13 protein-coding genes are annotated in these 14,558 nt (G+C 64.0%); 7 read left to right on the top strand and 6 right to left on the bottom strand.

The features are described from left to right. Window positions 1-37: 37 nt before the first annotated feature. A complete protein-coding gene (locus tag B0G82_RS15495) occupies window positions 38-1,000 on the bottom strand; it encodes a LysR family transcriptional regulator (RefSeq protein ID WP_121307866.1) in 963 nt (320 codons plus the stop codon). A gap of 163 nt (window positions 1,001-1,163) precedes the next feature. Here B0G82_RS15495 and B0G82_RS15500 point away from each other — a divergent pair, with 163 nt between their 5' ends. Both B0G82_RS15500 and B0G82_RS15505 read left to right on the top strand, forming a co-directional pair. Further along, window positions 1,164-2,186 carry a zinc-binding alcohol dehydrogenase family protein gene (locus tag B0G82_RS15500; protein WP_121307867.1) on the top strand — a complete coding sequence of 341 codons (1,023 nt, stop codon included), beginning with the start codon at window positions 1,164-1,166 and terminating at the stop codon, window positions 2,184-2,186. A 358-nt stretch (window positions 2,187-2,544) separates the two neighbouring features. Beyond that, a complete protein-coding gene (locus tag B0G82_RS15505) occupies window positions 2,545-3,102 on the top strand; it encodes a DUF6013 family protein (RefSeq protein WP_116116868.1) in 558 nt (185 codons plus the stop codon). Between the two features lie 43 nt (window positions 3,103-3,145). On the opposite strand, the gene fetB is transcribed toward B0G82_RS15505, so the two are convergent. Together fetB and B0G82_RS15515 are read right to left on the bottom strand one after the other, a co-directional pair. Then, window positions 3,146-3,952 (bottom strand): iron export ABC transporter permease subunit FetB, encoded by an 807-nt coding sequence (gene fetB / locus B0G82_RS15510; RefSeq protein WP_116141180.1) that lies wholly within the window; start codon window positions 3,950-3,952, stop codon window positions 3,146-3,148. Beyond that, window positions 3,949-4,689 (bottom strand): ATP-binding cassette domain-containing protein, encoded by a 741-nt coding sequence (locus B0G82_RS15515; protein ID WP_121307868.1) that lies wholly within the window; start codon window positions 4,687-4,689, stop codon window positions 3,949-3,951. Before B0G82_RS15515 ends, fetB begins: the two co-directional genes overlap by 4 nt. A gap of 178 nt (window positions 4,690-4,867) precedes the next feature. On the opposite strand from B0G82_RS15515, the gene B0G82_RS15520 reads away from it, so the two are divergent. Beyond that, complete coding sequence (locus B0G82_RS15520) at window positions 4,868-7,369, top strand: AsmA family protein (RefSeq protein ID WP_121307869.1); 2,502 nt, start codon at window positions 4,868-4,870, stop codon at window positions 7,367-7,369. Next, on the top strand, window positions 7,369-7,545 hold the full coding sequence (locus tag B0G82_RS39710) for a hypothetical protein (protein ID WP_158608148.1): 177 nt from the start codon (window positions 7,369-7,371) through the stop codon (window positions 7,543-7,545). The genes B0G82_RS15520 and B0G82_RS39710 overlap by 1 nt, the downstream gene beginning before the upstream one ends. 126 nt (window positions 7,546-7,671) lie before the next feature. Here the strand turns inward: B0G82_RS39710 and B0G82_RS15525 are convergent, their stop codons facing one another. Then, window positions 7,672-8,166, bottom strand: coding sequence for a hypothetical protein (locus B0G82_RS15525; RefSeq protein WP_106283513.1), 495 nt, complete (start codon window positions 8,164-8,166; stop codon window positions 7,672-7,674). A gap of 414 nt (window positions 8,167-8,580) precedes the next feature. On the opposite strand from B0G82_RS15525, the gene B0G82_RS15530 reads away from it, so the two are divergent. The 3 genes from B0G82_RS15530 to B0G82_RS15540 all read left to right on the top strand — a co-directional run bounded on the left by B0G82_RS15530 (window position 8,581) and on the right by B0G82_RS15540 (window position 12,841). Then, window positions 8,581-10,200 carry an ATP-binding protein gene (locus tag B0G82_RS15530; RefSeq protein WP_121307870.1) on the top strand — a complete coding sequence of 540 codons (1,620 nt, stop codon included), beginning with the start codon at window positions 8,581-8,583 and terminating at the stop codon, window positions 10,198-10,200. 79 nt (window positions 10,201-10,279) lie between these two features. Next, the gene (locus B0G82_RS15535) at window positions 10,280-10,786 is read left to right on the top strand and encodes a response regulator (protein WP_116141188.1); all 507 of its coding nucleotides are present in this window, start codon (window positions 10,280-10,282) and stop codon (window positions 10,784-10,786) included. An 81-nt stretch (window positions 10,787-10,867) separates the two neighbouring features. Next, a complete protein-coding gene (locus tag B0G82_RS15540) occupies window positions 10,868-12,841 on the top strand; it encodes a response regulator (RefSeq protein WP_116141190.1) in 1,974 nt (657 codons plus the stop codon). 107 nt (window positions 12,842-12,948) lie between these two features. On the opposite strand, the gene mscL is transcribed toward B0G82_RS15540, so the two are convergent. Further along, the gene (gene mscL, locus B0G82_RS15545) at window positions 12,949-13,395 is read right to left on the bottom strand and encodes a large conductance mechanosensitive channel protein MscL (protein WP_106283509.1); all 447 of its coding nucleotides are present in this window, start codon (window positions 13,393-13,395) and stop codon (window positions 12,949-12,951) included. Window positions 13,396-13,483: 88 nt separating this feature from the next. Next, a complete protein-coding gene (locus B0G82_RS15550) occupies window positions 13,484-14,518 on the bottom strand; it encodes a threonine/serine dehydratase (RefSeq protein WP_116141192.1) in 1,035 nt (344 codons plus the stop codon). Between the last annotated feature and the right edge of the window lie 40 nt (window positions 14,519-14,558).

Genomic DNA, 14,558 nt, shown 5'->3' on the forward strand with positions numbered 1-14,558 from the left:
ATGCGTCGATTCGAGCGCCGTCGCCGGCGCTTCGGTCTCAAACCGGCTCTCTGTCCCAGTAAGGCGGATCACCGAAATGGGCCGCCACAAATTCGATGAAGGCGAGCGTCTTCGGCGGCACGAACGAACGGCTCGGGTACACGCCCCAGATTGCCACGCTGTCGGCGAGCGGATAGCTGTCCAGTACGCTGACCAGTTCGCCGCTGCGCAAATACGGCGCGACGTCCCACGTCGATTTGAGCGAGATGCCGAATCCAGCGAGCAGGGCGTCGCGGATCACTTCGCCGTTGTCCGTGACGAGGCGCCCGCTCACGCGCACCGTGAGCGGGCCGGCCGGCGTCACGAAGGACCAGTCGCGTTGGTCCGACAGAATCATGCACTCGTGCTCCGCGAGGTCCGAAGGATGATGCGGCGTACCGCGCGCGGCAAGGTAAGCGGGCGCGGCGCACAGCACCCGCCGGTTCACCGCGAGGCGCCGCGCCACCAGCGACGAATCCTTCAGCGCGCCGACGCGGATCGCCACGTCGATACCCGCATCGACGAGATCGACCAGTTGATCGGTGAGCCGCAAATCGACGCTCACGCCGGGATAGCGGCGCAGAAATTCGCTGACTACCGGCGACACGTGCTGCCGTCCGAACGAAGACGGCATCGAGACGCGCAGACGGCCCTGCGGCTCGGCCTGCGCCCGGCCCACCGAGGCGCGCGCGGCGGCGGCCGCGTCGAGCAGGGCTTCGGCGCGCGTCATGAAGACTTCACCGTCCTGCGTGAGGCTGATGCGGCGAGTGGTCCGGTGCAGCAAACGCGCGCCGAGCAGCTTTTCGAGCTGCGCGATGCGGGAACTGGCCACCGCCGCGGACAAACCGAATTCGCGTCCGGCCGCCGACACGTTGGCCAGCAACGCGGCGCGCACGAACAGGGCGACGTCGAGCAGATCGAGCCGCTCCCGGTCGCCCGGCGGCGTGCGCTCGGACGAAACCTGAACAGGAGACGAGTTCATTCTTCTGAAATTCCAAAAAATGTTTCAGTCATTATGACGGTTTTAAAAGAATAAGGGCCGCCGTAGGATGACGCCAATGGAATCGCCGACGCGCAACCGGCACCACCGGGCTTTCGCAAAGATGGCGATCCTTTCACTCTGATTTGAACCCACAGGAGCATGTATGAAAGCCGTCGGTCTCTATCGCTATTTGCCGATCGATCAAGCGGAAGCCCTGGTCGATGTCGAGATCCCGAAACCCGGAGCCGCCGGTCGCGATCTGCTGGTCAAGGTCGAGGCGATTTCCGTCAATCCGGTGGACGCCAAAGTGCGTGCACCGAAAGACAAGCTCGAAGAGACGCCGCGCATCCTCGGCTGGGATGCCGCCGGCACCGTGGCCGCGGTCGGCCCGGACGTTACGCTGTTCAAGGTCGGCGATCCGGTGTTCTACGCGGGCAGCATTACGCGGCCGGGCGCCAACAGCGAGTTCCATCTGGTCGATGAACGGATCGTCGGGCGCAAGCCGGCGTCGCTCGATTTCACTCACGCGGCCGCGTTGCCTCTGACCGCGATCACCGCCTGGGAAGCGTTGTTCGACCGCCTGGGCGTGTCGCCGCAAGGCGCGGACGAAGGCCGCACCGTGCTGATTTTCGGCGGCGCGGGCGGGGTCGGCTCGGTCGGCATCCAACTGGCGAAGCAACTCGCGAAGCTGAAGGTGATCGCAACCGCGTCGCGGCCCGAATCGGCGAAATGGGCCACGGAACTGGGCGCGGATCACATCGTCGATCATTTCGGCGACGTGCCCGCGCAATTGAAAAAGCTCGGCATCGACCAGGTCGATTACGTGTTGATGTTCAACGACACCGACAAGAATTTCCCGGCCGCGGCGGAAGTCGTCAAGCCGCAAGGCAGCATCTGCACGATCGTGGAAAACGGCCAGCCCGTGCCGGTCGAACTGCTGAAGGCGAAGAGCGCCGCCTTTCACTGGGAGTTCATGTTCACGCGCTCCATGTTCGGCACGCCGGACATGATCGAGCAGCACAAGCTGTTGACGGAAGTCGCGCGTCTCGTCGATGCGGGCACGCTGCGCACGACCGTCGGCCAGAGCCTCGGCACGATCAACGCCGCGAATCTGCGTCGCGCGCATCAACTGCTCGAAGAAGGGCGCGCGATCGGCAAACTGGTGCTGACCGGTTTCGAGGCGTAAATAGCGTTTTACCTGAAGCGGGTTGCAACGGAAAACGGCCGGCGTCGCAGCAATGCGCGCCGGCCGTGTTCATTTGATGCACATCAAACTGTGCTATCCGGTGCGTCGATCTGCAGCAGCAGTGCGGCGTGACCTGCGCTTTCGTGCGCCAAAGCCGCGATACGCGCAGAAAACGCGTCGCCGCAAGCGGGTTAACACCCGATTCGCAGGCAGCGCGCGCAGCGCCGCTTGGCGTTAGACTGGCAGGGCAGCATGCTAAAACAGTTGCGTGTCTCGCGGCCCGGCATCATCGAGCCAGGCGGTGCGCGAGCAGTAGCGCTGAAGCGGGCGCGCAGCGGCACAACAACGAGGTGACAGTATGAGCTTCAGACTCTCCGCCGTTTCAGTTGTCGCTTCTCTCGCATGCGCGCTCGCGCCTGGCATGTTTGTGCCGGTGGCTCGCGCGGCCACGCCGATCACGGTCACGTCCCAGTCCGCCCTCGACGGTCCCATCCGCTACACGGTACGCGTCACGTCGAAACAGTTCGGCAATTCGCAGGAAACCCGCACGATCCGCTCCGGCGAATCGGACGACTTCACATGGAAGACGGTGCCGCCTGGCGGACCGGTTCCCGCGACGGATGCGTGCCCGAACTATGCGTCGCTACCGACCGACACCAATGGCGCGATGATCCGGCAGACACAGATCCGTTTCGCGCCGGTGGTCGCCGGCGACGGCACGGCGACCGTACAACTGAGCTTCCAGGCGCAGACGCCGAAGGGCGTGAAAACCGTCACGAGCGGCGGCAAAACGCTCAAGTGTCCGAACGACGTAAGCGTCAGCCAGATCGTGCGCTTCACGATGCCGGTGAACGGCAGCACGAAAACGCTCACGCTCAGCGACGGCACGGAAGTCGCGATCAGCGCGAAGCGTTGAGTCCGGCGCGTGACGGCAGCACAGCGGTGGGCCGGAACGCGGCTTACCGCCGCGCCGCGGTCCGCTCCACGAGCCGCGCCGACAGAAACCGGTGCTCGGCGGAAAAGAGCCGCCGGTAGGTGAGCAGCACCGCGCCCACGGTCCCCAGCGTTGACGACGCGGCGATCAGGAACATGATCACGATCTGATAGCGCACCGCCTGCAACGGCGATTGCCCGGCCAGCACCTGGCCGGTCATCATGCCGGGCAGGCTCACCACGCCGACCACGGCCATCTGATTGAGCGTCGGCATCATGCCCGCCCGCACCGCCTGGCGCGCAGGCGCCTGTGCCGCTTCCCAACGCGTCGCGCCGAGCGCGAGCGCCATGTCGACGCGATCGCGTCGCGCGGTCAATTCCTCTGTCATGCGTTCGATGCCGAGCGACACGCCGGTCAGCGTATTGCCGAGGATCATGCCGAGAATCGGAATCGCATATTGCGGCTCGTACCACGGGTGAATGCGAATCACGACGAACAGCCCGACTGCGGCCACCAGCCACGAGCTGACCCAGATCGACAGCACGCTGTCCGCGCGTTGTCCGCGATACGTGCGGTTGCCGCGCTGCGCGCCCGCGAAGCCGGCGATCAGCGTCATCACGATCATCAGCGGCAACACCACGTACCAGCGGTCGTACTGGAAGACCCAGCCGAGCACGTAGCCGATCGCCAGCAACTGCACGACGGTGCGAACGGCGGCCCAGGCGAGCTTGCGTTCGAGATCGAGCTTGAGCGCCACCGAGACGGCACCGTTCACGACGATCAGCAACGCGGCGATCGCGACATCCCACAGACTCAGGTTTTGCAGTGTCATTGGCCGGACTCTTGGTGGTACTGATGCGCGGGCGGCATCTCGGGCCGTGCGTCGGTCCGCGCGGTTTCGTCGAGCACGCCGGCGCGCATGGTCAGATGCCGCGCGCTCATGCGCGTGGCTTGCGCCGGATCGTGGGACACCCAGATCGACGCATGACGAGCGGGATCGGCGTCGAACCATGCGTGAACCAGTCCTTCGATCGCATGCGACGACTCCGGGTCGAGCGAGGCAGTCGGCTCGTCGAGTAACAGAACCTCGGGCGCGAGTTGCAGCACGCGAATCAGCGCGGCGATCTGCGCCTCGCCTCCGGACAACTCGCTTGCGCGCTTGTCGAGAAAGTCGTCGCCGCGGCCGGCCTGAGCGGCGAGGCTCGCCGCGCGTGCGCGATCGAAGCGCACGTCGCGATACGTGAGCAACTCGAACGGGTAGCGTAGATTGTCTTCGACGCTGCCGTCGAGCAGCGCGGGCCGCTGCCGGATATACGCGACGTTGCGCCGGTAGCGCGGAATGGCGGCGCGTTCCACCGGCGCGCCATGCCACATCACGCGTCCCGCATCGAGCGGATCGAGCAGCGCGAGGGCGCGCAGGAACACGCTCTTGCCCGAGCCGGACGGTCCGGTGATCGCGACACGGTCGCCGCCCTGTAAAGCGAAGGTGGTCGCCTGCAGCAAGGTCTGGCCGCGCACGGCATCGCGTCGGACGATGCCTTCGGCGAGGACTAATGGAACATCGGTCATGTGTGAATCTGTAATGGGGGATGCGTAAGGTCGAGGCTCGCTGCAACGTGTGTGTGGGTGCAACTGCGCTCGACATGATAAAGCGTTGATAAAGCGCTAATAAAGCGCCGGCGGTCGATGATCGGGCACGCAACGTGCTGCTCGTTGCTCAACGTAAAAGAATTAGCGGAGCCTCTCAATGGCAGTGTCGAGCACGACAGGACGGCGAATCGGAAAAATCATCGCGTGGCTGTTCGCGATTATCGTCATTCTGATTGTCGCGCTGACTATTTTCATTCTGACCTTCGACTGGAACCGGGCACGGCCTTATATCAACGACAAGGTCACGCAAGCGATCGGCAGGCCGTTCGCCATCAACGGCGATCTGAAGGTCGGCTGGCGGCATCCGGTCGGCGAAACCGGCTGGCGCGGCTGGGTGCCGTGGCCGCGTTTCTCGGCGGCCAATATCACCGTGGGCAATCCGGACTGGACGAAGCAGCCGCAGTTCGCCACGCTCGACGAGATCGACTTCCAGGTCAAGGTGCTGCCGCTGCTCGCGCACGATATCGTCATTCCCACCATCAACCTCGTGAATCCTTCGGTCGACCTCGAGCGGGTGCTCGACGGCCGCAACAACTGGACCTTCAAGCTGGCGGCGTCGAGCGCGCCTTCGGAATGGAAGCTCGAGCTGCACGATATCGCCTTTGCCAAGGGCAATGTCGCGCTGTCCGATCAGCAGAAAAAGGTCGATCTGCAGATGGCGATCGACACGCTCGGCCAGCCGATTCCGATCGGCGAAGCCATGAAGCAGCAGGAAGCGGCGTCGCGCAGTTCGTCGGCGCAAACCATTGGCAAGTCGGGTGCGAACAAGCTGACTCAGCAGGCGAATGCGCAAGCGGCGTCGGAAGCCGCGGCGGCGTCCGCGGCGGCTGCCTCCGGCGCGTCGTCGACGGATATCAGCGCGTCGGGTACCACGGCGGCCACGGGCGCCTCGGGCGGCCTGGTCGCGGGCGGCTCGAAAGGCGCGAGCGAGGCAGTCGTTGCAGGCGCGAGCGGCGCAGTCGTGGCGTCCGCGCCGGCCTCGGCTTCGGGCGCGAGCGAGGCGCAGACGCAAGCCGGTGCGAAGCAGGAAATCCCGCCGTACGCCATCGGCTGGACCGTCAAAGGGACCTACAACAAAACGCCGGTGTCGGGCAGCGGCAAGGTCGGCGGTGTGCTCGCGCTGCAGGACGCGAACCGGCCGTTCCCGGTGCAAGCCGATGTCAAGGCGGGCGATCTGCATGTCGGCCTGGTCGGCACGATCACCGATCCGGCGCATCTTGCCGCGGTAGATCTGCGCCTCTGGCTGCAAGGCAACAGCATGGCGCGTCTCTATTCGCTGACTGGCGTGACGCTGCCCGACACACCGCCCTATGCAACCGAAGGGCGGCTCGTCGGTCAGTTCAAGTCCACGGGGAACGTCTTCAAGTATGAAAATTTTACAGGACGGGTCGGCGGCAGCGATATCAACGGCTCGCTGACCTATATGGCGCGTGAACCGCGTCCGCTGCTGCAGGGCGAACTCGTGTCGCATCTGCTGCAATTCTCCGATCTGGCGCCGGTGATCGGCGCGGATTCGAACGCCAGCAAGGCCAAGCGCGGCGACGCGGCGGCGCAGCCGTCCAACAAGGCGCTGCCGGTCGAAGAATTCCGCACCGACCGCTGGAAGGCGATCGACGCCGACGTGAAGTTCACCGGCCGGCGCATCGTCAAGGACGTGAATCTGCCGATCACGGATCTGTACACGCACGTGGTGATGACCGACGGCGTACTTTCGCTCGAACCGTTGAAGTTTGGCGTGGCCGGTGGCACGCTCGCTTCGGACATTCATCTGGACGGCAGCGCGACGCCGCTCAAGGGCCGCTTCGCAACCTCGGCGCGGCATCTGAAGCTCAAGCAGTTGTTCCCGAACTTCAAGACGATGCAGAACGCCCTTGGCGAAATCAACGGCGACGCCGCGTTGAGCGCCACGGGCAATTCGCCGGCGGCGCTCGCGGCAACGTCGAACGGCGAAGTCAAGGCGCTGGTGACGGACGGCACGGTGAGCCGTCTGCTGATGGAAGCGGCCGGGCTGAACGTGGCGAACGTCGTGTATGAAAAGCTGTTCGGCAATCGCGACGTGAAAATCAACTGCGCGGCCGCCGACTTTGTCGCGACCAACGGCGTGCTGGAATCGCGTGTGTTCGCGCTCGATACGGATGACGCCGTGATCGACATCGACGGCAACGTGAATCTGCGTGACGAGTCGATGGACCTCGGCGTGCATCCGCATACCAAGGGTTTCCGTGTTTTCTCGCTACGCTCGCCGCTCTACGTGAAAGGCACCTTCAAGGATCCGCACGTGGGCGTGAACGCGGCCGCACTGGCCTTGCGCGGCGGCGCGGCGGTCGGCCTCGGCCTGATCAATCCGTTCGCCGCGCTGATTCCGTTGCTCGCGCCGAGCAACAACAAGCCGTTACCGTGCACGCAAATGCTCGCGCAGATTCGTCAGGCCCCGACGGCGCCGCCGCCGGGCGTAAAGCAGCAGCCCAAGCCGGCGATTTCTCTGGATGGCGCGCCGGTCAACAAATCATCGGATGGCGCTTCGTCGCCGGCTATGACGGACAAGAAGAAGCCGGCGGTGATGTCGCCCGCCAGCGCGGCTACATACAAGGGAAGCTGATGCCTTTCATCCTGCCTTCGGATTGGCTGAGCTGGAGTTTTGGCGGCGGCCTGTCGTTGATCCTCTTGTGGCTGATCAGTGTACCGCCCGGGCGCGACGACTTTGACGATTTCGACGACGTCACGAGCAAACGAGACAAGGCGCACGTTGCGCGCGCGCGCAGGCGGATCACCTGAGAGACAAGTCGAATCAAGGAAAGGTGATGACGCAACACCGCGTGACCACCTGTGTGAACAGACGATGTTGCGAGCGTGAAGCGCAGCCGTAAAGCTAAAGGTCTACCTGAGGTCTACCTGAGCGGTTTACCTGAGCGAGCGCGGCGCGGCGTCTCCAGCAGCATCCTGACGACGCACCCCGCGACGTGCACCGCCGACGCGAGTCGCGCCGAATTCCGTCAGGATCCTGGCACGAGCGCGGCTGGCAAACACCAGAAAGCCGAAGCCGTCGGCCTCATACCAGTAGCCGCCGTTCTCGAGACCGTCGAGCGGCTGCTCCAGCGCATTCGTAATGGACTCGATGCAACGGCGCCGTAACTCTGCGGGTGCCGGATAGGGCGGTTGTGCGCCACGCACACTGCACAGGAGTACATCGAGTCCCGGCAGCACGTGCGCATAAAGGACCGGCTCGTCTTGCGCGCGAGCGCGTGCAATCTTGGTGTCGAGCTGACCGAACGGCTTGAAATGCCGTAGTACCGCGAGGAACGACTCATCGCCGTCCACCTTCGCGCGTCTACGCTTTTTCGGGAAGGACATAAAAATTCGCCTGAAAAAGAATTGCAAGAAACGCAGCGTCCTCATGCGACCACTCCCGGCTTCGCGCGCCGCACGTCGATCTTTTATAGCATACGACAAGGTCGGATTCACGGTGATTCGACGACAACGCCGCCGCACCGCCTCCCGCACGAATCATGCCGAACCGCCTCGCCGCGCGCTTTCGCTTCCCAGTCCACCTGTTTCCATCATAGACGCACGTGGCGTCGAAAAATCATCTCATACCAATAAAAAAGTCATTTTTGTGTGGGGCGGCGCATCTTGCCGGTACGTTGAAATATCTCGAATTCACGTCGATAATGGCCCGTCCGGCTGCCCTACACCGAGCTCGCCGATATCACACCGCAATGTCCCGCCGGCGCGGCGCTGCGTGGCCGGTCACGCGCACCGCCGCGGCTTGATCGACCGCTTGAGCGACCCTTTGCGACCCTTCGGGCGAACATGAAACTATTCACCAAGGGTCTGCTGCTGATTGCCGTGCCGAGCGCGGTCGAGCTGGCGCTTCTTGGGGTCGTCTTCGATACTCAGGAGCAGACAGCGCAGGCCGCGCAGTGGGTCACCAACAGCAAGCAGATTCTCTATCAGTCATCGGCCATCGTCGATCCGCTGCTGCGTCAGGCGGCGCGGGTTCGCACGGGCATGGTGATCGGCGACGCGTCGCTGATCGACCGCCATACCGTGTGGGTCGATCTGGGCGACCGGCTGTCGAATCTCGAGGTGCTGGTCGCCGGCACGCCTCAACAGGTCGAGCGCGTGCACAAAATGCAGCGGGCAATCGACGCGTATCGCACACAAACCGTCGCGATCTCGCAGGTGCTGCGCGAAGGGCGTCGTCCGACGTCGTTTGCGGCGCTGGAGACTGGCGCGTTGCCACAGCAGATCGCCGTGTTTCGCGATGAACTCGCGGCGTTCGGCGACGAGGCGTCGCGGCTCGACGCTGAACGCTCGGTCGCGCTCGCGCGGCGCCGTGACCGTCAGCAATACGCGCTGATCGGCGCCGTGCTGGGCTCGATGCTGATCTGGGCCGCCACCGCGGTGGCCTTTGCGCGCAGCATCGGCCGGCGACTGGAAGTGCTGACCGAGAACGCCGAGCGTTTGGGCAGCGGGCGCACGCTGGCGCCGGCGCTGTCGGGTAAGGACGAAATTGCCGCGCTCGACACCGTGCTGCATCAGACGGGCGCGCGCCTGCGTGCGGCGGAAGCCGAGCAGGCCATGCTCAAGACGCGGCTCGAAGCGCGCGCGCGGGAACTGGCGGGCGTCAACGAGGAACTGCGTCAGGAGACGCAAGATAATGAAATGTTCATCTACAGCGTGTCGCACGATCTGCGCTCGCCGTTGGTGAATCTGCAAGGCTTCTCGAAGGAACTGCAGGTCTCGTGCGACGAACTGGACAGCATCGTCGAGGCGGCAAAATTGCCGCCAGCCGAACATCGACGCATGGCGCATATTCTCGATGGCGAGATGCGCGAGTCCTTGCAATATTTGCGCACGGCAGTGACGCGGGCCGCGTCGATCATCGACGCACTGCTGCGTATTTCACGCGCGGGCCGGCTCGAATACCAGTGGCAGCGTGTGAGCGTCGGGCGCGTGGTGGGCCGGGTGGTCGACGCGCTCCAGGGTGCGATCGGGCAGCATGGCGCGGTGGTGACCGTGCGCGATCTGCCGCCCGCATGGGGCGACCCCGGCGCGATCGAGCAGATTTTCAGCAATCTGATCGGCAACGCGCTGAATTATCTCGACCCGGCGCGCAACGGGCGCATCGAAGTCGGCGCGCTGGAACCCGAACCGGTCGAGCCGGCCGAGGCGGGCGAGCCGCGCGCGATCCGCATGCGCACGTATTATGTGCGCGACAACGGCCTCGGCATTCCGGCCGCGTATATGTCGAAAGTGTTCCGGGCGTTTCAGCGCCTGCACGGCGACGCCGCGAACGGCGACGGCATCGGTCTCGCGGTCGTGCGTCGCACGGTGGAACGGCATGGAGGCCGGGTGTGGGTCGAGTCGGCGGAGGGCGCGGGGTCGACGTTTTTCGTGGTGTTGCCGGAACAGCCCGCGCGTCTTTGAACTTGAGCAGGCAAAGAGGGCGGCGGCGCGGATAATCACAAGCGGCGGGCATCAACCCATCGTTGAGCACGGAGAGCATATGAATCACGGGGAAACGGTCAGCATCGTACTGATCGAAGACGACGACGGCCACGCCACGCTGGTCGAGCGCAATCTGCGCCGTGCCGGCATTTCGAACGGTTTCGTGCGCTTTCGCGACGGCCAGCAGGCGCTCGATTATTTCTTCGGGCCGGCGCCGTCAACGGCCGACGCCGCAAGTTCCCCGGCCGATCCCGCTAACAGCGCTGTACCCGCGCGTGAAGATTTGATGAATTTCGTCGTGCTGCTCGATCTGAAAATGCCGCGGGTGGACGGCTTCGAAGTCTTGCGGCGTCTGAAAGAATCGCCGCAGACGGCCGCCGTGCCGGTGATCGTCCTGACCACGACAGACGACCCGCGCGAAATCGCGCGTTGCTACGAACTCGGCTGCAATGTCTACATCACCAAGCCGGTCGAATACGATGCGTTTATCGAAGCCGTGCGCCGCCTCGGTTTTTTCCTGCAGGTGGTCAAGCTGCCTTCAGGGTATCGTCTCGCGGCGCCGTGATGGAAGGTTCGCATGAAGCCGACCGAAAGACGCTCGTGACAAGATAGACCACTTGTTGACCCTAGCCAGAGAAGACTCCGCATGACCGAAGAAGTGTCCACGCCGCCCGCCGCCTACGTGCTGGTCGTCGATGACGACGAAGGCATCCTGCGGCTCGCGCGCAAGTCGCTCGAGCGCGCCGGCTGCCGGGTCGCGATCTGCGCCGGCGTCGAAGCGGCCCGTGAACGGCTCGCGGCAGGCGGCCTCGACTTGCTGGTGCTCGACTACCAGCTGAGCGGGCCGGAGACCGGGCTGGACTTCTTTCGCCGTCTGCGCGCGGAAGGCGTGCGGATTCCCGCCATCCTCGTGACCGGCTTTACCGACGAATCGCGTGTCATCGAAGCGCTGCGTGCGGGCGTGTCCGACGTCGTGCCGAAATCCGGCGATTATCTCGATTACCTGCCCGAAGCCGTCGAACGGGTGCTCTCGCAAGTGCGCCTGCAGCGCGCCTCGGACGAAGCCTTGCTGCTGCGCGATCGCGAGCAGCATTACCGCACCTTGTCGGAGGCGTTGCCGCACCTTGTCATGACCTGCAACGCCACGGGCGACTGCGATTTTCTGTCCAAGCAGTGGTACGACTACACGGGCGTCGCTGAAAGCTGTTCGTACGGTCTCGCCTGGCTCGACGCCGTGCATCCGGACGACCGCGAAGAGATTCGCCGAAGCTGGCTCAAAACGGTGTCGGGCAACGCCGGCGACTACCGGCACGAGTTGCGGATTCGCCGTAACGACGGCGAATATCGTTGGTTCGACTTGCGCGTGGTGGCGATGCGCGACGCCGAGGGCAACGTCAGCAAATGGTTCGGCAGTTGCACGGACATTCATTCCCAGCGCGAGGCGGCCGAGGAGCGCGAACGGCTGCTGGCCTCGGAGCAGGCCGCCCGCCAGACCGCCGAAGAAGCCAATCGCGCCAAAGACCGCTTTCTGGCCATGCTGTCGCACGAATTGCGCACGCCGCTCACGCCGGTGCTGGCCGGCGCCAGCGTGCTGGAAATGATTCCGGGTCTGCCGGATCAGGCGCGAGCGAGCGTGCGCATGATCCGTCGCAACGTCGAACTCGAAGCGCGGCTGATCGACGACCTGCTCGATCTCACGCGCGTGGCGAACGGCAAGCTGCGGCTGTCGCTGGAAACCGTCGACGTGCACGACGTGATAGACAGCGTGCTCGAACTGTTTCGCAGCGAGATTCAGGTCAAGCAGCAGGACGTGCACGTCCATAAAGACGCGCAGCATCATTACGTGCTGGCCGATCGCGCGCGGCTGCAGCAGATGCTATGGAACCTGATTCGCAACGCCGCCAAGTTCACGCCGGACGGCGGCCATATTTACGTGCGCACGCGCGACGAACGCATGCACGTGCAGATCTCGGTCGAAGATACGGGGATCGGCATCGAGCCGGGCCAGATCGGCAAACTCTTCAACGCGTTCGAGCAAGGCAACCAGAACATGACACAGCAGTTCGGCGGCCTCGGCCTCGGTCTCGCGATCACGAAGGCGTTGACCGACGTGCACGGCGGCACGGTGACCGCGCAAAGCCCGGGCGCGCACTGCGGCGCGACCTTCGCGATTACCTTGCCGACGGCCGCGGCGCCACAGGGGACTTCGCCGGTCGTGGTGCCCGACGAAGTGCATTCGGGCGGTCTGCTGAACATCCTGCTGATCGAAGACCATGTGGACACCGCGGAAGTCATGGAGCAACTGATTCGCAGCCTCGGCCATGAAGTCACGACCGTGGGCCGGGTCGACGACGCGTTGGCCGCCACGCAATCGCAGGCCTTCGATCTGATCGTCAGCGACGTAGGATTGCCCGACGGTACCGGTCTCGACTTCATCAAAGCGTTCCGCGAGCACTCGGACGCGCCCGCGGTCGCATTGACCGGCTTCGGCACCGACGAAGACGTGCGTCGCTGCCTGAGCGCCGGTTTCACCTCGCATTTGACCAAGCCGGTCAATTTCAGTCAGCTCGAAACGATGATCGAGGTCGCGGTGACTCAGAAGGAGCAGCGGGACGCGTGAGCGTCGAGGCCGCCGGCATTGGCGCGGAGAAGGCAAAAGGCCTGTTGCGATCGGGATCGCAACAGGCCTTTTGCTTATGACTGACTCCGGCTGACGCGCCGGACTATTTAACGCGGTGAGTTCTTCAACGAATCGCGGATTTCACGCAGCAGCAGCACGTCTTCCGGCGTCGGCGGCGGTTCCGCCGGCGCGGCTTCGGCCGGCTTACGCAAATTGTTGATGAACTTGACCATCAGGAAAATGATGAACGCGAGAATCACGAAGTTGATCAGCACGGTGATGAACGAGCCATAACCGAATACGGCAACGCCCGCCGTTTGCAAGTCTTTATACGACTCGGGGCTGCCCTTGAAGGTGGGCGGAATGGGACCGAGGCGAACGAACTTATTGGAGAAATCGAGGCCGCCGGTGGCGAGCCCGACAACCGGCATGATCAGGTCTTTAACAATTGAATTGACGATGGTGGAGAACGCGCCGCCGATGATCACACCGACTGCCAGATCCATCACGTTGCCCTTGAGGGCAAATTCCTTGAATTCCTTGACCATGCTCATAGAGGTTCCTCCCAGAAGTCGATATTCGAATGATACCAACCTGAGAAGGATAGGCTAGTCTTTTGGCCAGGACGGCAAGGATTGTTTCTTATTGCGGAAACAGTGACTCGCTATGCCGTGCGCGTTCTATATGCGCGGCAAATGTGACTGGGTCTGTATTAGTGCCGCACAACAGTACGCCCACGCGTTTGCCTTGCAGCTGTTCGCGCAACGGGCCGAGCAAACCGGCGGTCGCCGCGGCGCAGGCCGGCTCGACGGCGAGCTTCAGTTGTCCGAACAAGGTCAGCATGGCCGCACGCAATTGGTCATCCGATACCGTGACGAGCTGATCGATATGCCGCCGGCACAATTCGTAGCTGTATTCCTCGGTGTGCGGCGACATGAGCGAGTCGGCAATGCCGTGCATCTGGCGCATCTTGACTGTGTGATTGGCGGCGAAACTCTTGCCCATGACATCCGCGCCTTCGGGTTCCACGCCATACACATGCACGTTCGGATTCGCCAGGCGCATGGCGGTTGCCACACCCGCCGCGAGGCCGCCGCCGCCGATCGGCACGATGACCGCTTCGAGATCCGGTGTTTGCGTGGCCCACTCGTAGCCGAGCGTGGCCGAACCCAGCACCGTGCGATAGCCGTTGAACGGATGCACGAAATAGCGGCCTTCTTCGGCCTCGATCCGGCGCACCAGTTCAAATGCCTCGGCAATGTCCTGCGCGAACACGATTTCGGCGCGGTATTGCCGGCACAGCGCCACGCGCGCCGGATTGGCCGCGTGAAACAGCACGACCTTGGCGCTGATGCCGAGGCGCATGGCCGCATACGCGACCGCCACCGCATGATTGCCGCCCGACACGCACGTGACGCCTGCGCTGCGCTGTGCTTCGTCGAGTGCGAGCAGGTTGGTGAACGCACCACGCGCCTTGAAGCTACCGCCCGCCTGCAACAACTCGAACTTGAAATTCACCACCGTGCCTTCGAGCGACGGAAAGTCCGCCCGGTCGAACACCGGCGTTCGCGCCACCCACGGCGTCAACGCAAAGTGCTGTGCGGCGATGTCGTCGAGCGTGGGGATCGGCTCGCCGTCGATCGTGTGGTCGGTGTGTTGCGGCGTGGCGGTGGACATGGCGTGGGCGTGCGTGGCTCGGTATGGGTAAGACTCTTTC

It is taken from the genome of Paraburkholderia sp. BL17N1 (genome assembly GCF_003634175.1).
Classification (GTDB): domain Bacteria; phylum Pseudomonadota; class Gammaproteobacteria; order Burkholderiales; family Burkholderiaceae; genus Paraburkholderia.